Raw genomic sequence first — 15,984 nt, 5'->3', positions numbered from 1 at the left:
CAATTCCTTTCTATCAAACAACATGAGCGACTTCAAGTTAATTTTTTGTGTTACGCTTCCAAAATTCTATCCATTTACGATATTCCGATAATGTTTTGTTAATTTGATTAATCGACTTCTCATCGTGCAACCCACTATCATCAATCTTTTCTTTACAATGCGTGATGAAAATTTCATTTCCCGGTAAAACATTTGCACGATTTGTGGCAAATACTTGTCGGAGATGGATTTGGCATCTGGCGGTTCCAAGTATGCCAGGCGAGGCCCCGGCGATCATGACCGGTTTATCCCGAAGTGGCGTCCCTGGCTCGAGCGAAAGCCAGTCGATCGCATTCTTTAGGACGCCCGGGATGCTATGGTTATATTCGGGGGTGACAATCAATAATCCATCAGCTTCCCGAACGACTTGCTTCAAAGTAGCCACAACCTCTGGTTCATCTGGATCAATCAAATCATCATTGAACAGTGGAAGTTCGATGGAGACGACTTCAATGTCGAAATCATCTTGAGCCAGTTCAATGATCGAATGCAAAAGAGCGGTATTAAAAGATTTCTTTCTAAGACTTCCTGACATAGCGATTAACTTATACTTTTCCATGATCCACCTCCTGCATCCATTCGTTCATGATTTTTGCTTCTTCTTCAGGGGACTCCATCATCCCCATATGACTGAACGGAACGATTGCTTTAGTATGTCGTGACGCACCTAAAAACGCCCGCTCCTCATTCATATTCGGGTCTTTTGAGCCGTAAATGAATAGGCCGGGGAGGTGAGTCGTTTCGACGGTGTCCACTTCGTCTTCACGATCCCGGATCGCCTGTTGCGCGTTCACGATTCCCTCGACCGTCATCTCATATCCGATTGCAATCGCTTGTTGAACGAGCGCCGGGTCGGAATCACTTGAGAAGACATTTGGAATCATTCCGTCAATAAACGGCTCGACCCCTTCTTCGATGACTTGATGAATGGCACCGTTTCGCTTCTCCCGCGCCGCTTCTGTATCCGCGGCAGCCGTCGAGTGAATCAATACAAATCCTGATATTTCTGTTCCATAGCGACGCACGAGGTTAGTCGTCACGTAGCCTCCGAAAGAATGCCCACATACAAGGGGACGCTCAAGGCCTCGAAGACGAATTTCTTCGATGACCCAGTCCGCAAAATGATCCATCGTTTCCGGCCCCACGTCCGTCCCAGCATGACCGGGTAATGTGAGCGTGTGGACTTCGGCATTCAATAACGGTTCCAATTGTTCAAAGTACTTTGGAGAACCGCACAACCCATGTAACAATACGAGTGCTTTCATATCATCGAGTGCTCCTTTTCTTCCCATTCTGTTTTGAGTAGCCGATACATAGTCAAATCCATGAATCGACCATGGCTATATGCATAATCTTGTAGAAGTCCCTCTTCAATAAATCCCAATTTTTGAACGAGTCGATTCGACCCTTCATTCCCTGGTGCGACCAACGCAGAGATTCGATGAAACTTGAATTCTTCAAAACCGTATTGAATGACAGCTGAAGCGGCTTCGAAAGCCACCCCTTGTCTCCAATAGTGAGGGGAAACCTCAAACCCGATTTCGGCGCGATAATATTGGGGCGTCCAATTATGGAATCCAATCGTTCCAACCAATTCATTCGTCATCCGATCGCATATCGCCCAGCGAATGGCCTTCCCTTGCTGAAATTGATCTTTAAAGTAAGCGATCACGTTCTTCGCCTCATAGACGGCAAGCAACGGGTCCGACCCATAATATCGCATCACTTCCTCAGTGGATAGAATGGTATATAGTGCTCTAGCATCACGCGGTTCTAGCTCTCGCAGGATAAACCGGGGCGTAGCGAGCTCAGGAAAACTCCGTTTTAATCCCCACATGTGGAACCCGCCTTTCCTATTCGTTTCCTCAATTATACTTCTATTTTCCCAAATGTATCGAACTCAACCCTCTGGTACCGTCTCAAGATGGCGGAAAGCATGTGTTTTTGCTACTATAATCGTAGTATGTCAAACTGAGGGGATACCATATGTCAAAACAACTCTTTTATTTGAAGCAAGACCGGGACGTCCAACGCTTCACACTCCATGGTGTGACGTTGGCGGATGTAACAGAAGCGCTTTCCGTGACGAGACCGATGATTATTTGTCGAACGGATATCAAAGGGATGAGACAATCCTCGAGGTCGCGTTTTCGTTATATTGAAGCGCATGAACTATCTTCGTTCTCGTCTAAGTATTTGAATAACCAAACAACATTCACAGCGATCGATTTTCCGGACTACAACACGCTCGAAACTCTGTCCGATCATGAAATTGCAGAAATCTTGTTTTTAAGTCATATGGAACGCGGAATCAAGAAGCCGTTCTTGGATTCGCTCGATAATGAGATTGTGTTCTTCAATGAAGCAAACGATCGACATAGCAGTCTTTATATTCGCGATTGGTCGACAATCAATCGTTTCGTTCAAAACATGTTGCAAAGTAAACTTGATCGTGATATTCGTAACATCAGTTTTGTTCCGATTCCACTTCCTGTCATTGATGAATTACTCGAGTTGGCACCTCAAGGTCTGATCATCGATTTCGATCATACGAAACGCAGTTTGTTCAATCGCCAAATCGTCATCTCATTCTATGTAGCGGGTCGCTATGAAGACATGTCCGTTCTTGAAGAGGACTTCGATGCGAAGAAAGAATCCATCGCCTTAAAAGGACAGTTGTTGTATCGCCGTCGTACATGGCAGATTGAGCGATTATAAGGTCATACATGTAGCCAATAGATGCGAACCTCTGAAAACGGGGTTCTTTTTTGTTATTTTCAGACCGATTGTTTCAACCTTATTCCTATGCTAGACAGGGTTGAACGCTATTCTTAAAAATTGATAACAAATTGTCTTAATTTTTTGTTAAATTAACACTTTTCTTTTTCGAACGAGGCGTTATACTAGGAATAACCTTCTGGAGGAATGGAAGGCAATATAGAGAAAGCGAGGTGAAAATCTATTCATCACGCGATGGATAGATACACGAAATGGAACAACTGAAAGTACAAGGAGTCTCATCGTTCACCAAGTTTGCGACGAATGGAAAAATGCTGAAACTTAAAGATGCTCACGCAGGAGAACAGCGCATTTCACTACAGGATGCGACGGATATTCAAGTCTCTCTGCTCGACGAAGACCATTCGCGCTTCACTATATTTGGTCACGCTCACCCTTTGGTGGAGCTGATCCTTCCTCACAATTCTTGTGAAGTCCTCTATGCTTGGTTACTACACAAGATGAAACGACAAAAAATCAAACTCGCTTCGAACGCGTAAAAAAATGAGGTCTTGTCTCCATATGGGAGAAAGACCTCATTTTTCACATTATGAGAACAATGAAACGAGCCAACTGACTAGAATGCCCACAATAGCAAAGTCAGAGTCTCCAAACGTCGTACTTTCAAAACCTAAGTTCCCTAATAGCGGAAGTAACAAAGCCGGTAAGAAACTAATCAGAATTCCGTTAGCAATCGATCCAAGAATCGCTCCTCGACGTCCACCCGTAGCGTTCCCGAATACTCCCGCTGTCGCTCCTGTAAAGAAGTGAGGTACGAGACCCGGGACGATGACCGCCAAACCAAACAACGGTAATAGAAACATCGAAAATAATCCAGCGGCAAAACTTGCAAGAAATCCAATAATGACAGCGTTTGGTGCAAACGGGAAAACTGTCGGACAATCGAGCGCAGGTTTTGCGTTCGGAACCATCTTATCAGCAATCCCTTTAAAGGCAGGTACGATTTCGGCAATCAACATGCGAACCCCCGCAAGTACGATATACACGCCCGCTGCAAAAGTAATGGCTTGGATGATAGAGAAGACGATATAGTTCGACCCATCTGATAATTCTGTCTCAATGAACGCAGGACCGGCAAAGATTGCGACGACCACGAAGAGTAAGGTCATCGTCAACGAAACTGCTACCGACGTATCACGTAAAAAACCAAGTTGTTTCGGTACTTGAATCTGCTCGGTTGAATGCTCTTTGTTTCCCGCATATTTTCCGATTGTCCCTGAAACAAAGTATCCGAGTGACCCGAAATGTCCAACTGCAAAATCGTCAGAGCCAGTAATTTGACGTACAAAAGGTTGAAGGAGTGCCGGGAATAAGACCATACAGAGTCCTAGCAATACCGATCCGACGATGATCAATAACGTACCATCGAGTCCTGATACGGATAAAATTGCTGCTAGTAAGCTTGCCATAAATAACGTATGGTGACCTGTCAAGAAGATGTATTTAAATGGCGTGATACGTGCGAGCACGATATTCATAACCATACCGAACACCATGATCATTGCCGTTTCGACACCAAACGCATCTTGCGCAACCGCAACGATCGCTTCGTTGTTCGGAATGACCCCTCGGATACTGAACGCTTCGTCGAACATCTGTCCGAATATGTCGAGTGCCGCAATGATGACGCCGGCACCCGCCCCGATAATCACAAACCCCATGATTGTCTTCAATGTACCAGAGACGATTGAAGCAATATCTTTCTTCTGTAGAACGAGCCCAATCAAAGCGAACAGTCCAACCAATATGGCAGGTGTCCCCAATATATCTCGCATAATCAAATCAAGCATGAGCGTTCCCCCCTAATAAAATTTCATCTATCTTAAACTTTTCCATCTAGTTTTGATTTAATTTCTTCAATATTCATCACGTTCTCGAGTGCGACGATTTCTTTTGAACCATCATCTAACGTTCCGATGATATCCTGAGCTCCGAGATAAATATCTGCTGGTTCAGTTCGTGCCGTCGCCAGGTCTGTATGAGAGACATCCGCCTCTTTCCCCATTTGTTCGAGTGCTTTTTTTACGTTCAATTCCATGATAAAGCTCGAGCCTAATCCATTACCGCATACCACTAAAATCTTTTTCATTATTCTTCCTCCTCTGAATAGCGATTGAGTACCTCAACAATATCGTCTACTGTGTCTGCTTCTAAAAGAAGTGACACGTCCTGTTCATTTCCTAATAGCTCGGTCAACTGTGCAAGGGCTTTTAAATGAGTCGTTTGATCGATTGCCGCTAGGACAAAGAAAGCACGAACCGGTTTCTCTCCAGGAAAGAATACAGGTTTTGTTAACTTCAGCACACTCATCCCAAGGTGATTTACACCATCTTCCGGTCTCGCATGAGGGATTGCAATTTGTGGCATGAGCACGATATACGGACCATGTTCTATGACGTTCTCAATCATCGTCTCAACATAACGAGATTCGATTGTTCCATTATCAACAAGTGGTTTGGCCGCGAGACGAATGGACTCCTGCCAATCCGATACTTGATCGTCAAGTTGGATTTCTTTTTTTGTTACGAGTTGATTTAGCACGGGTTGTCCCCCTTTCCATTCATCTTTCATCGGTTCATCTTGTAGCAGATGTTTCAATTCTTTTCTTAGTTGCGCTTCTTGATGGATTGTTGCATATTTCTTCACCACTTCGAGAATATCTGCGACTTCCATTCGGGCGACGCTCCCATTTGCGATGAAGCGCTGTTGGATTTGGCGCTTTAAGGCAAGCTGTTCTAGCCTTGTCGGTAGTGTCGGAACAAGCGTCACGTGTGCTTGTTGTTGAACCGCTAGCGGCAATGGCACCGTCGTAAAAATCAAATCGACAAGCGGTGCAAACTCCAAGACATCCCTTTGCGAAATTGGTGGCAGAAATACAAAGTCAGGAAATTGATTTTTCAAAATGTGATCGAGCATATGCGAAACGCTAATTCCGCTTGGACATACGACAATCGCTTTCATTTTTTCATCTAGATGTTGCCCCTGTTGATGAAGATGGGCCGCAAAATGAAGAGTGAAATACATGACTTCTGAACTTGGAATTTTCGTCTGAATTTGGTCTCGAATCGGGTCGAGAGAGCGGTCGACAATTACATTTAGTACACGGTGCTCCTTCATCACATATCGTTCCAATTCATCTGACGGCATAATTTCGGTATGGACACGATTGAGCGTCGCTTTCGCATGGAGGACTAGTTTTTCACATAACGCTTCGCGTTCGATTACACGTGTACAACTCAAACCTTCAAAGCGCTCAATCACCTCAATCATGATAGACGCAAGATTTTGCTGTACCAGCTCATCCATTTCTTCCGACACTTTTGAACCACCTTGAATTAACATCATCAATGTCTCCCACAGCTGTGGAACATCTTCAAAATTGTCTCGGATTGATGCATCGACTTTTTCTGTCAACCAGGAATCGTCATCTTGAACATATGCGTCAGGTGATAACCTAGACCCAATCATCAGAAAATATGCTAATTTTTCACGATGGCTTTCGACAAACTGAAACTGATTCAAGTTTTCAAAATGTTCAATCTGTCCGATCCGTTCCATAAACTCAACTTGCCAAGAATCGAAACATAAATCGAGTAATTGAGCGAACGTTGACTTCTCAAGCAATTGTTCAATTGTTCGGTACACGTATAATGCGACCGTTTGGAGATGACCGTTGAACCGATATCCTTCTTTCCTCGTATAAGAAAAATCAATCCCGAATTGGGCCGCCTGCTTTTTAACGGTGTTCAAACTTTCTTGGACCGTATACTTGGAAACATCTAATAGGTGCTGAAAATGAAAACTGGATAGAAATTCGACTTGGGTCATCGCGAATAGCGTGATGACAAGCTCTCGTTCTTCTTCTGACCAGACTAATTCGGCGCGCTCGACTTGCTCGATTAGCGCCTCTGTCACGGTCAATTCTATTTTTGTTCCGTCCATCTTCAAATTCGATAGTCCGTTTCCGACGAGCCATTCTTGTATACGTTCCAATTCATATTCGACTGTCCGTCGAGAATATGGAAGCATCATCGTCAAGGTGTCTAGTGTCATTTGCTTTTCATGCAAGATGACATTTAAGATTCGTTTACTTTTTTCATTCAGTTGCATAGTAGAGGCCTCCTACACCTGTAGTATAAAACGAAATCAATCACAAAATGTAAGCGGTTACGACTGACTTTTGGGAACTTCGCCCACAAACTTCTGTCTCTTCATGAATGCATAAAAAAGAGACGAGTGAATCTTTATATTCATTCGTCTCTTGCCATTATGAATTCGCAGTGACCGGGTTTCTGCGATAAATCGTCACGCCACCATGCTTGGCCTCTCCTACTACTTGAAAGAGCCAGCCTTTCTCAATCAAAATGGTTCGAACGGATAAAAAATCTTCGCGTGGCACGTTCACTTCATCCACTTGTTCGTCCAATAATTGTTGAAATGTCATTTCCCAATCAGTCATGTTGATTCTCCTTACGTAAGTCTTCATCATGCATCCATTCAAATAGACGACGTCCTGATTCTAAGCGGTCCGCCTTATCCAACAATGCTGTCGGGACGATCCGCGTCGCCTCAATCGACTCATCTCCGGCAAAAACGACTGATTCATTCGTCATCTGTTCAATATACTGAAGCGCGAACAATAAAATCGATTTTTCTGTTTCCAATCCGCTTTCCCGTATCACAACATCAAATGACTCATCTCTTTTATTGTCCACTAGTAACGTCCGCCCCCCGTCGAGTAGAGCCAACGACGGCACAGCATCGACATGAAAAACTTCATATGAACGATAGGTGTGCTCATCACACAGTAAAAGGGGAACAAAACGACGTCGACCCGTCCATTTCTTTAACTGGAACAAAATTTTCATCGAGGTGAACCATGTCGCCCCTTCTCTATCTTTTTCCACTAATATCGTGGGAACTGATGCATCATCAGCTTCTTTCTTTTGAACGAATAACCATTTTGCTACATCTACCACAACGATCAAACCGTTCTCCTCCTTATGATCCATTCAGACAATGCAATCATCGTCAACGCAACGAGCCAACCGCCAAGCACATCACTAAAGTAATGAACGTTTAAGATGACTCGGCTGAGCGAGACCGCAAGGACGAGGCACAAGAGAATGAAGATGACGACTCTCGACTGTTTCTTTCGATACAGTACATAAGCTGTCAATCCATATAGTGCAAGCGATCCTGAGGCATGTCCGCTCGGAAAACTGTATGTCGTTGCATCGAGTGATGCATCAATGAGCGGTCGGTCGATTCCGTAGACGAGCTTCAGCACTTGAGTAAACAGAAGTGTCCCGATTCCGACGAGCGCTAGGCGCCACGCTTCGATACGGTCCCCACGCCAATACCAGAACAACAATCCTAATATGGAGAGTCCCACAATGACTTGTGCACTCCCGAGCTCTGTCACGTAGGCAAACACTCGATCCGGTAGCGGCTGTAACCATTCATATACGAATGTGTTCATCGGATCGACCGCCCCTAAAACGACAAACACCGACACGATCACATATGCGACCGTCCCGGTGATGACCACCATCTGCGGTGTCCACTTCATCAATACAACCCTTTTCTTTCACGCATCTCTTCTTCTCCGAAATCGACCATATCTCGTAACCGGTGCGCCAATCGTCCTGAAGCGTTGGCAGCGATGGCACCGACGAGATCGTCCATGAACGTATGCACTTGCCCATCATCCATCTTCGTGTCGAGTTGTTTGATGATACCGATTTTTGCCTTGTCTAAGTATCCGAAAGTCGTAACGGCAATCGAACCATATGTGTTGACGGCACCGATCGCAATCGTCTCGTCCACTCCAAATAAACCTTCGTCTGAGGCGATAATCGACAGAAGCGGTTCAGATAATTGCCCTTTTTCAGCCAACATATCGAGCTCTGATCCCACGAGAATCGCATGTTGTAGTTCACGTTTATCAAGAACCGCCTCGACAGAATCCATACAATCTTTTAGAGAAAGATGCGGCGAATAGGGTGCCTGCATCTGGTATACGATTTCAGCAATCGATTCAATTGTGACCCCGCGTTCGAGCAAACGAGCACGAGCCGCTTCTCGGACATCACGTGAGTGTGGTACGTGTTTCATAATAGGCGCAGGATCGAAATCCCGCTTCACATCCCTTCGTTCAGAGAGTCATCGTCTCTCTATATGATATAACCATTATACTGAAAAATTGAAAAAAGACGAACCCTGCTTTGACTTCCCACATTAAATCGGTCATCATTAACATGTAGGTTAAACGATTAAAGGGGGAAGAGGAATGAAGATTGGGGTAGTCTTATTTCCGTCTAAACAAGTGCAAGATTTTGCGAACTCTTATCGAAAACGCTATGACACAAAATATGCGTTGATTTCACCTCACGTGACCATTAAAGAGCGGACAGAGGTGTCAGAAGAAGACTTGCCGAAAGTACTCGAGTACTTGCAACAAGTTGCGGATTCGACTAAACCGATTCAGTTGAAAGTCGATGGCGTCCGGTCTTTCGCACCGACGAACAATGTCTTGTATTTAAAAGTGTTACCGACACGTGATTTGTCGACTCTTCAGCAACGACTGCATGAAGGTGTGCTCAACCAAACACCGAAATATGAATTCTTGCCGCACATCACGATTGGTCAAGATTTGACCGATGCCGAGCTGTTCGACGTCCTCGAACGTATGCGTATGGAGCAGGTTCATTTCGAAGAGACGATCACTCGCATGGCCGTCATGTATGAACTCGAAAATGAAACATGGAACGTCTATGAGACGTTCCGTTTCCGAGGCTAACCTTATATGCTCCGGTCGACATAGCGACCGGGGTTTTTTTCTTGCTCTTCTTCAAGCCATTCTTCACGTCGAGGTCGGATTCGTTGGACACGTTTGATTCGTGTCACCGGTTCGATGCTTGCTCGACCTGATGGCTGGACTTGTCGGTTGACGTATTGTACGACAGTAAAATCAATCTGATAGGGACCCATGATCTGACCTCCTTCATAGGTCCTTACCCGATTTATTCACGAGGTAATACAAAAATGGCGCATCACTGCGCCATTCCCCAAACTTATAAAATATGGTATCCGCTATCTACGTGAATGACTTCGCCGGTCACGCCACTTCCCATCCCCGAGAGGAGGAAGAGGCCTGTCGAAGCTACTTCTTCCGCCGAAACGTTTCGACGCAATGGCGCCTTCTGTTCAAGCTCAGAAAGGATACTGTTGAAATCACCAACCCCTTTGGCTGACAATGTACGAATCGGCCCCGCCGAGATAGCATTGACACGCACACCATGTGGACCGTATTCGTTCGCCAAATACTTGACGCTCGAATCAAGTGCCGCTTTGGCGACACCCATCAAGTTGTAGTTCGGAACGACACGCTCGCCGCCGAGGTAAGTGAGTGTGATCACCGAGGCGTCTTGTGCGAAGTAAGGCTTCGCCGCTTTCACAACTGCCGTCAAACTATATGCTGAGATGTCTAATGCCTGCGCGAACTGACCACGTGTCATTTCTGAGAACTCACCGCGCAATGCTTCTTTGTCAGCAAATGCGATCGAATGCGCGATTCCTTGAATCTCGCCAGCTTGTTCGTGAATCGAACGGAATGTTGAATCAATCGCTTCGTCATTCGTCACATCACACTCAAGTAGAATCGCTTCTTGTTTCAACTCACTCGCGAGTGACTCGAGACCCGATTTGAATCGTTCTGCCGCATACGTTAACACGAGCTTCGCCCCTGCCTCATCAAGCGTTTTGGCAATCGCCCATGCAATCGAGCGCTTGTTGGCAATCCCCATGACGACGTACGTTTTATTCGTTAATGTTGGATAAATTGACATCATAAACTCCCCTTTTTAGTACCTGGTGATAATATCTGTTCTCAGATTACAGAAAGGTTTCTGTTTTGTCAACCGACTCGTTACGTATTGCGATTTTTTTAAGTTGCGGTAAGATAAAATACGTATAGAAAGGGTGATTCGACTCCATTATGAACCGTATACAATCATATTTTAAAAGTTTAGATACGACACTGTTGACCATCGTCTTCCTATTGATGATCATCAGTCTCGGTGCAATCTATACCGCTCAACCGATGTTGCCAACGCGACTTCAACATATCAACTTCGCTCTTGAACAAGGCATTCGTTATGTCATCGGCTTTTTTGCAATGTTCGCGATCATGACGATTGAATATGAGCAACTCCGGAAAATCCATTGGTACTTATACGCATTCGGTCTACTTCTGCTCGTCGGTCTGATTCCGTTACGTGACACGTCGCTCGTACCGAACATCAACGGGGCGTATGGTTGGTATAACGTGCCTGGATTCAGTTTCCAGCCAGCCGAATTCATGAAGCTCTTTTTATTGATTTCTATGTCGACCATCGTCTATGAGCACAATAAACGTTACGGATCGTCACAACTCGATACATGGCTCCTCGTGAAACTGGTACTAGTCGCCATCCCGCCGCTCGGGCTGATTGTGACACAACCGGACTTAGGGACCGGGCTCGTTCTGATGACGATGCTCGGCGCCATCATCATTGTCTCGGGAATCGGTTGGAAGTGGCTTCTTGGTCTCTTCAGCGCTGCGGCTTTGACCATCGGCACATTCATGTATCTGTTCTTTGCCCATTTCGAAGTCTTACAAGCATTCGTACCTGGACACGCCCTCAACCGCTTCCAGGCCTGGATTTATCCTTACGAATATTCAGATGATCTGGCATTCCAATTAATCAAATCGCTACAGGCGATTGGTTCTGGACAGATGTTCGGAGCAGGATACGGCCAGGGTCTCGTCTATTTACCGGAATCTCAAACGGACTTCATATTTGCTGTTATCGCAGAACACTATGGGTTCATTGGCGCAGCTCTCGTGATCATCGTCTTCTTCTTATTCCTCTATCGGATGATTCACATTGCGTTAGAGTCTAGTAGCGCGTTCGGAAGTTATATCGTCACCGGTGTCATCGCCATGTTCACGTTCCAAGTGTTCCAAAACATCGGTATGACAATCGGTGTCTTGCCGATCACTGGACTTACCCTCCCGTTCGTCAGTTACGGGGGAACAGGGATTATCATGAACATGATTGCCATCGGTCTCGTCATGAACGTGGCCTCTAAATCAAAAACCTATATGTTTGATGATGATTGACAAAATCCCTCAAGGTTTTACCTTGAGGGATTTCTTTATATAGTTCGAAAATCATCCGGAATTGGCGCCTCAATCTGAATCTCATCCCCTGTCATCGGATGAATGAATCGCGCAGACGCGCTGTGAAGGGCGTGACGGGGCATACGAGTCGTTCCCCCATACATGGAGTCCCCAATGAGCGGATGACCAATATGGCGCAAATGCACGCGAATTTGATGGGTCCGTCCCGTCTCGAGTCGAATCGTCAATAACGAGCCGCTCTCAAATGGCTGACACGCGAGGATATGCGTGATGGCGCGTTGTCCCTCAGTTGTCACGACTCGCTCCATAATCGAGTTCTCGGCACGCCCAATCGGTGCATCAATCGTTTGTGGTGTCACTTCTTCTTCGACCAATGCCTTATACGTACGTACCAATCCATTCGCTTTCTGAAGTTCACTAAATCGATGATGAATAAATCCATACTTTGCAAACAAGACGACACCGCTCGTGTCGCGATCGAGCCGATTGATCACGTGAATCGCAGATGACAGACCGATGCGTTGATAATAGCCGAGTACAGCGTTCGCAAGTGTATCGGTCGGATGTAGTCGTGATGGAATCGTGGCAATCCCTGCCGGTTTATCGACCGCCAACAGCGTATCATCTTCATACAGAATTCGAATAGGACGATCTGAGGCGACCATGTCGAGTGAAGGGGCTTCAAGCGGGAATCGCACCATCACTTCATCCCCTGGTTCGAGTTCATGTCTTACGGTGCGGTGCATGCCATTCACTTCAATATCCCCTTCATGCTTCACGAGTGTGAGCATCTTTCGAGAAATCCCCATATCTTGCATTAAAAAGTCGCGAAGTGGGACGGCTTTCTCCACAACGCGACGAATCGTAAACCCTTGCATTCGTTACTTTCCTTCCTCGATGAACGATTCGCGAACTCGGCGCCAGAATGGGAAGGGCCGGAAGCGAGCGAACGTCACTTTTTCTTTTGCGACCGCACATCGAATCGAGACGACATCCGACCAGGACAACGCTTCTTGATGGTCAAACGCCAATTCAAATTCGGTTTTCGTGTGCGGTTTGATTTTCACTTGATGGTGTTTTGGTAAGAGAAGCGGTGCACCGATCGTTCGATACACTAGGTTGTTGATTGAAGCCATCTCAGTCACTTGAATGGCTTCAATCGATGGGTGAACGATTGCTCCACCGAGTGCCTTATTGTAGGCGGTCGAACCCGATGGTGTCGAAATACATAATCCATCTCCACGGAACGTTTCAAAGTAGTCGTCTCGAATCGATAAATCACAGACGAGCGTTCGCTTGTAGTTCTTAATCGTGCAATCATTCATCGCCAGTCGACGATCAGTCTCCCCGTCCTCATAGTCAATGAGCACCTCAACGAGCGGATAGGAGACCGGCTCGAACGATTCGCTCGTGATCATCTCGGTCAATTCATCCAACTCATCCGGTTGCCAATCGGCATAAAAGCCGAGATGCCCGGTATGAATCCCGACAAGTAGCGTTTCATCGAGTCGGTCGATGTATTTATGAAACGCCTGTAACATCGTCCCGTCCCCTCCGACCGATACTACGATTCGGGGCTGTTCCGATAATGTATGCCCGGCGGCTTGAAGTTTTTGAGTCAGTTCCTCGGCGATCTCCGCTGATCGCGTATCTCCCCTCGATACAATCGCAAACTGCATATCGGTTTCCCCCTAGTCTTCGTCCGTTTTCACGTTCATCTCTTTATCCCGAAACACCTGCTGGGCGTCCTGAATTTCAACGCGGAGTTGGCTCATCTCGGCATCGAGTAAAAAGGCCGCCTCGGCTGCACGTCTCAATCGTTCCTGAACTTCAAGAGGCATGTCACCATCATATTTATAATTCAATGAGTGCTCAATCGTGGCCCAGAAATTCATCGCAAGCGTGCGGATTTGCACTTCAACGAGCGTAGGGATTTCACCTTGAATCGTCTGAACCGGGTACTCGATGATGACATGATACGATCGATAGCCCGAGTCTTTCTGATGGGTAATGTAATTGCGTTCTTCCACTATTTTAAAATCTGTTCGACGATGTAGCAAATCCAAGACGTGAACGATATCATCGACAAATTGACACATGATTCGTAATCCCGCTATATCCTGCATATCCGTCGCCAATTCATGGTCAGCGATATTTTTTCGTTTCGCTTTCTCGAGAATGCTCCCGACCGGCTTCACTCGACCTGTGACAAATTCAATCGGAGAATGGTCATTTTGGGACTTGAATTGCTTTCGAACGGCTTTCAATTTGACTTTCAACTCGTCTACCGCGATTTGATACGGTACTAAAAACTGATCCCAGTTCATTGATTGCATACGCTGTCACCACTTTCGTTCTTTTCCGGAAAAAACGCGTCCTTTCCGTATGTATCCGTTTGTATGGTATCATAAACGAACAATTGTTCATAGAATGGAGCGATGATTCATGACCCAAGAAGTGGAAATTGAATTTAAATCAATGTTGACGAAAGACGAGTATGAGACACTCCTACGTGCCTATCAGCTTGATGACCAAGTTCGTTGGCAGGCGAATGATTATTTCGACACCCCTTCCTTTCAGCTAAAAGCGAACGGGGCAGCACTTCGCATTCGCGAGAAGAAACATGGTCAAGTGCTGACGTTAAAGCAACCCAACGAGGTCGGCTTACTTGAGACACACGCCACAATTACAGAAGATGAGGCTGAGGATTTGTTTAAGTATGGAATCATTCATGACGAGCAAATGAAGCAGGCATTGGCTCCGTTTCAGCTAAATGAACCGCTTGAGCATCTCGGTCGACTCGAGACGAACCGGGCAGAGCTCCAGACAGAAGACGGTCTCCTCGTTTTGGACGAAAGCCATTATTTGGAGACGACCGACTATGAAATAGAATTTGAAGTGACGAATGAAGAAGAGGGAAAACGTGCGTTCGAAGGACTTCTTGAAAAACATGGTCTCCCCTATCGTCCCGCTAAAAATAAAATCGTCCGATTCATGGAATTAAAAATAAGTCGGTTGGAAGGTTGAGCAGATACATTGCCAACCTTTTTTTTTCGTTGCTACAATGAGTTTACAAAGTTAAATGAGTTTTTTGACGAGAGGAGGCGACACAAATGGAACTTGAACAATGTAATGGGTCATCCTGTTCACTGGAAGAAACTCCTATTCAAGTAACGTATAAGCCATTGGAGTTATTCTATTTCATGGACATCTCAAGTCCTGAGAACTTTCATGTGATGACACTGATCAAAAAGTTAGAGATTGAATACGGACACGTGATTCGTTTTCGAATGGTCTCTACCGTTCCTAGCTGTGTTGGCGGATGTCAGGAAGAAGTTCGCCTTCTCACCATGATTAAAGCGCTGGAATTACAAGGGAAACGTCATGCGATGCGCTTCTTGCGTCATTTGCATGTGAATGATCTATTCTCTGGTGAACAACTCGGTTCAATCGATTTATGGGAAATCGCACGTTCTTTCGAAGAGTATGGCCTTGATTTAAGTGAACTCGAAGCCGATCTTCAATCGAACCAGCTCTTGAATGCATTAGCTGTCGACCATCAAGTGTTGAAAGATTGGGAGATTGAGTCATTGCCCGCACTCACATTCGTGACGCGCGATGAAGCATTGAAGATTGAAGGGGTTTATCCGTACGATGTCTATCAATCGGTCATGACTGAATTGTTAGGTTATGCACCGAGCCGTACGACCGATTGGGATGTAGCCAAAGTGTTGGCACGCTATGATGCTTCGACCATCACAGAGCTATCGTACATTCTAGACTTAGAGAAGACAGTGATTGAACGCGAATTGAAGAAGCTCTCCCTACAACAGCGTTGCCGTCCTGTGCCAGGATGTAGCGGTGAAGCGTGGGCTCAAACGAAATAAAAAAGAACCCCATGGCCGGGGAGCCATGGGGTTTTTGACGTCTCAAGCGGGGACAAGAGACATCGAACCTTG

The 15,984-nt window shown here is 45.8% G+C and carries 21 protein-coding genes; 6 read left to right on the top strand and 15 right to left on the bottom strand.

The features are described 5' to 3' along the window. Positions 1–37 precede the first annotated feature (37 nt). Genes Q9R25_RS01695 through Q9R25_RS01685 form a run of 3 tightly spaced genes read right to left on the bottom strand, consistent with a single transcriptional unit; the run spans position 38 to position 1,876 of the window. Positions 38–598 carry an NADPH-dependent FMN reductase gene (locus Q9R25_RS01695; protein ID WP_159562028.1) on the bottom strand — a complete coding sequence of 187 codons (561 nt, stop codon included), beginning with the start codon at positions 596–598 and terminating at the stop codon, positions 38–40. Further along, a complete protein-coding gene (locus Q9R25_RS01690; protein WP_311282734.1) occupies positions 585–1,304 on the bottom strand; it encodes an alpha/beta fold hydrolase in 720 nt (239 codons plus the stop codon). Before Q9R25_RS01690 ends, Q9R25_RS01695 begins: the two co-directional genes overlap by 14 nt. Then, the gene (locus Q9R25_RS01685) at positions 1,301–1,876 is read right to left on the bottom strand and encodes a GNAT family N-acetyltransferase (protein WP_015881239.1); all 576 of its coding nucleotides are present in this window, start codon (positions 1,874–1,876) and stop codon (positions 1,301–1,303) included. Before Q9R25_RS01685 ends, Q9R25_RS01690 begins: the two co-directional genes overlap by 4 nt. Positions 1,877–2,025: 149 nt before the next feature. On the opposite strand from Q9R25_RS01685, the gene Q9R25_RS01680 reads away from it, so the two are divergent. Both Q9R25_RS01680 and Q9R25_RS01675 read left to right on the top strand, forming a co-directional pair. After that, the gene (locus Q9R25_RS01680) at positions 2,026–2,757 is read left to right on the top strand and encodes a hypothetical protein (RefSeq protein WP_074037395.1); all 732 of its coding nucleotides are present in this window, start codon (positions 2,026–2,028) and stop codon (positions 2,755–2,757) included. A gap of 272 nt (positions 2,758–3,029) precedes the next feature. After that, positions 3,030–3,317 (top strand): hypothetical protein, encoded by a 288-nt coding sequence (locus Q9R25_RS01675; protein ID WP_074037396.1) that lies wholly within the window; start codon positions 3,030–3,032, stop codon positions 3,315–3,317. Between the two features lie 48 nt (positions 3,318–3,365). Here the strand turns inward: Q9R25_RS01675 and Q9R25_RS01670 are convergent, their stop codons facing one another. The 7 genes from Q9R25_RS01670 to Q9R25_RS01640 all read right to left on the bottom strand — a co-directional run bounded on the left by Q9R25_RS01670 (position 3,366) and on the right by Q9R25_RS01640 (position 8,955). Continuing rightward, a complete protein-coding gene (locus Q9R25_RS01670; RefSeq protein ID WP_074037398.1) occupies positions 3,366–4,628 on the bottom strand; it encodes a PTS ascorbate transporter subunit IIC in 1,263 nt (420 codons plus the stop codon). Between the two features lie 32 nt (positions 4,629–4,660). Next, positions 4,661–4,927: a PTS sugar transporter subunit IIB gene (locus Q9R25_RS01665; RefSeq protein WP_074037399.1), complete on the bottom strand. Its 267-nt coding sequence runs from the start codon at positions 4,925–4,927 to the stop codon at positions 4,661–4,663. Further along, on the bottom strand, positions 4,927–6,948 hold the full coding sequence (locus tag Q9R25_RS01660) for a BglG family transcription antiterminator (RefSeq protein WP_074037401.1): 2,022 nt from the start codon (positions 6,946–6,948) through the stop codon (positions 4,927–4,929). Before Q9R25_RS01660 ends, Q9R25_RS01665 begins: the two co-directional genes overlap by 1 nt. Before the next feature lie 157 nt (positions 6,949–7,105). Continuing rightward, complete coding sequence (locus Q9R25_RS01655; RefSeq protein ID WP_074037402.1) at positions 7,106–7,297, bottom strand: hypothetical protein; 192 nt, start codon at positions 7,295–7,297, stop codon at positions 7,106–7,108. Next, a complete protein-coding gene (locus Q9R25_RS01650) occupies positions 7,290–7,826 on the bottom strand; it encodes a hypothetical protein (protein ID WP_214691107.1) in 537 nt (178 codons plus the stop codon). The genes Q9R25_RS01655 and Q9R25_RS01650 overlap by 8 nt, the downstream gene beginning before the upstream one ends. Continuing rightward, positions 7,823–8,410, bottom strand: coding sequence for a phosphatase PAP2 family protein (locus Q9R25_RS01645; protein ID WP_074037404.1), 588 nt, complete (start codon positions 8,408–8,410; stop codon positions 7,823–7,825). The genes Q9R25_RS01650 and Q9R25_RS01645 overlap by 4 nt, the downstream gene beginning before the upstream one ends. Then, positions 8,410–8,955 (bottom strand): phosphatidylglycerophosphatase A family protein, encoded by a 546-nt coding sequence (locus Q9R25_RS01640; RefSeq protein WP_015881233.1) that lies wholly within the window; start codon positions 8,953–8,955, stop codon positions 8,410–8,412. Before Q9R25_RS01640 ends, Q9R25_RS01645 begins: the two co-directional genes overlap by 1 nt. A 175-nt stretch (positions 8,956–9,130) precedes the next feature. Here Q9R25_RS01640 and Q9R25_RS01635 point away from each other — a divergent pair, with 175 nt between their 5' ends. Continuing rightward, the gene (locus Q9R25_RS01635) at positions 9,131–9,640 is read left to right on the top strand and encodes a YjcG family protein (RefSeq protein ID WP_015881232.1); all 510 of its coding nucleotides are present in this window, start codon (positions 9,131–9,133) and stop codon (positions 9,638–9,640) included. Between the two features lie 2 nt (positions 9,641–9,642). Here the strand turns inward: Q9R25_RS01635 and Q9R25_RS01630 are convergent, their stop codons facing one another. Continuing rightward, complete coding sequence (locus Q9R25_RS01630) at positions 9,643–9,831, bottom strand: hypothetical protein (protein ID WP_015881231.1); 189 nt, start codon at positions 9,829–9,831, stop codon at positions 9,643–9,645. 83 nt (positions 9,832–9,914) lie between these two features. After that, positions 9,915–10,688 (bottom strand): enoyl-ACP reductase FabI, encoded by a 774-nt coding sequence (gene fabI / locus Q9R25_RS01625; RefSeq protein WP_074037406.1) that lies wholly within the window; start codon positions 10,686–10,688, stop codon positions 9,915–9,917. Between the two features lie 149 nt (positions 10,689–10,837). On the opposite strand from fabI, the gene Q9R25_RS01620 reads away from it, so the two are divergent. Then, positions 10,838–12,004: an FtsW/RodA/SpoVE family cell cycle protein gene (locus Q9R25_RS01620; RefSeq protein ID WP_031421494.1), complete on the top strand. Its 1,167-nt coding sequence runs from the start codon at positions 10,838–10,840 to the stop codon at positions 12,002–12,004. Between the two features lie 35 nt (positions 12,005–12,039). Here Q9R25_RS01620 and Q9R25_RS01615 read toward each other — a convergent pair whose 3' ends face one another. The 3 genes from Q9R25_RS01615 to yjbM are packed head-to-tail and all read right to left on the bottom strand — an operon-like array spanning position 12,040 to position 14,361. Next, entirely contained in the window at positions 12,040–12,903 is an 864-nt protein-coding gene (locus tag Q9R25_RS01615; RefSeq protein WP_311282733.1) for an RluA family pseudouridine synthase, read from the bottom strand. Positions 12,904–12,906: 3 nt separating this feature from the next. Continuing rightward, entirely contained in the window at positions 12,907–13,704 is a 798-nt protein-coding gene (locus Q9R25_RS01610; RefSeq protein ID WP_196430470.1) for an NAD kinase, read from the bottom strand. A 12-nt stretch (positions 13,705–13,716) separates the two neighbouring features. Further along, positions 13,717–14,361 carry a GTP diphosphokinase gene (yjbM, locus tag Q9R25_RS01605; protein WP_214684573.1) on the bottom strand — a complete coding sequence of 215 codons (645 nt, stop codon included), beginning with the start codon at positions 14,359–14,361 and terminating at the stop codon, positions 13,717–13,719. A gap of 109 nt (positions 14,362–14,470) precedes the next feature. On the opposite strand from yjbM, the gene Q9R25_RS01600 reads away from it, so the two are divergent. Both Q9R25_RS01600 and Q9R25_RS01595 read left to right on the top strand, forming a co-directional pair. Beyond that, positions 14,471–15,052 carry a CYTH domain-containing protein gene (locus Q9R25_RS01600; RefSeq protein ID WP_196430468.1) on the top strand — a complete coding sequence of 194 codons (582 nt, stop codon included), beginning with the start codon at positions 14,471–14,473 and terminating at the stop codon, positions 15,050–15,052. 86 nt (positions 15,053–15,138) lie between these two features. Beyond that, complete coding sequence (locus Q9R25_RS01595) at positions 15,139–15,912, top strand: DsbA family protein (RefSeq protein WP_196430467.1); 774 nt, start codon at positions 15,139–15,141, stop codon at positions 15,910–15,912. Positions 15,913–15,984 lie beyond the last annotated feature (72 nt).

The sequence above is a fragment of the Exiguobacterium sp. BG5(2022) genome (genome assembly GCF_031844365.1).
In the GTDB taxonomy this organism is placed as follows: domain Bacteria; phylum Bacillota; class Bacilli; order Exiguobacteriales; family Exiguobacteriaceae; genus Exiguobacterium; species Exiguobacterium profundum.
The sequence above is the reverse complement of the archived record's forward strand: the minus strand, read 5'-3'. Positions and strand labels throughout refer to the sequence as shown.

Excerpts from the sequence above, each read along its gene's own strand:
- fabI (WP_074037406.1), bottom strand. The coding sequence starts at position 10,688 with ATGTCAATTTATCCAACATTAACGAATAAAACGTACGTCGTCATGGGG.
- Q9R25_RS01695 (WP_159562028.1), bottom strand. The coding sequence starts at position 598 with ATGGAAAAGTATAAGTTAATCGCTATGTCAGGAAGTCTTAGAAAGAAA.
- Q9R25_RS01620 (WP_031421494.1), top strand. The coding sequence starts at position 10,838 with ATGAACCGTATACAATCATATTTTAAAAGTTTAGATACGACACTGTTG.
- Q9R25_RS01615 (WP_311282733.1), bottom strand. The coding sequence starts at position 12,903 with ATGCAAGGGTTTACGATTCGTCGCGTTGTGGAGAAAGCCGTCCCACTT.
- Q9R25_RS01680 (WP_074037395.1), top strand. The coding sequence starts at position 2,026 with ATGTCAAAACAACTCTTTTATTTGAAGCAAGACCGGGACGTCCAACGC.
- Q9R25_RS01610 (WP_196430470.1), bottom strand. The coding sequence starts at position 13,704 with ATGCAGTTTGCGATTGTATCGAGGGGAGATACGCGATCAGCGGAGATC.
- Q9R25_RS01660 (WP_074037401.1), bottom strand. The coding sequence starts at position 6,948 with ATGCAACTGAATGAAAAAAGTAAACGAATCTTAAATGTCATCTTGCAT.
- Q9R25_RS01640 (WP_015881233.1), bottom strand. The coding sequence starts at position 8,955 with ATGAAACACGTACCACACTCACGTGATGTCCGAGAAGCGGCTCGTGCT.
- Q9R25_RS01670 (WP_074037398.1), bottom strand. The coding sequence starts at position 4,628 with ATGCTTGATTTGATTATGCGAGATATATTGGGGACACCTGCCATATTG.
- Q9R25_RS01645 (WP_074037404.1), bottom strand. The coding sequence starts at position 8,410 with ATGAAGTGGACACCGCAGATGGTGGTCATCACCGGGACGGTCGCATAT.
- Q9R25_RS01600 (WP_196430468.1), top strand. The coding sequence starts at position 14,471 with ATGACCCAAGAAGTGGAAATTGAATTTAAATCAATGTTGACGAAAGAC.
- Q9R25_RS01690 (WP_311282734.1), bottom strand. The coding sequence starts at position 1,304 with ATGAAAGCACTCGTATTGTTACATGGGTTGTGCGGTTCTCCAAAGTAC.
- Q9R25_RS01655 (WP_074037402.1), bottom strand. The coding sequence starts at position 7,297 with ATGACTGATTGGGAAATGACATTTCAACAATTATTGGACGAACAAGTG.
- Q9R25_RS01635 (WP_015881232.1), top strand. The coding sequence starts at position 9,131 with ATGAAGATTGGGGTAGTCTTATTTCCGTCTAAACAAGTGCAAGATTTT.
- Q9R25_RS01630 (WP_015881231.1), bottom strand. The coding sequence starts at position 9,831 with ATGGGTCCCTATCAGATTGATTTTACTGTCGTACAATACGTCAACCGA.
- Q9R25_RS01685 (WP_015881239.1), bottom strand. The coding sequence starts at position 1,876 with ATGTGGGGATTAAAACGGAGTTTTCCTGAGCTCGCTACGCCCCGGTTT.
- Q9R25_RS01595 (WP_196430467.1), top strand. The coding sequence starts at position 15,139 with ATGGAACTTGAACAATGTAATGGGTCATCCTGTTCACTGGAAGAAACT.
- Q9R25_RS01675 (WP_074037396.1), top strand. The coding sequence starts at position 3,030 with ATGGAACAACTGAAAGTACAAGGAGTCTCATCGTTCACCAAGTTTGCG.
- Q9R25_RS01665 (WP_074037399.1), bottom strand. The coding sequence starts at position 4,927 with ATGAAAAAGATTTTAGTGGTATGCGGTAATGGATTAGGCTCGAGCTTT.
- yjbM (WP_214684573.1), bottom strand. The coding sequence starts at position 14,361 with ATGCAATCAATGAACTGGGATCAGTTTTTAGTACCGTATCAAATCGCG.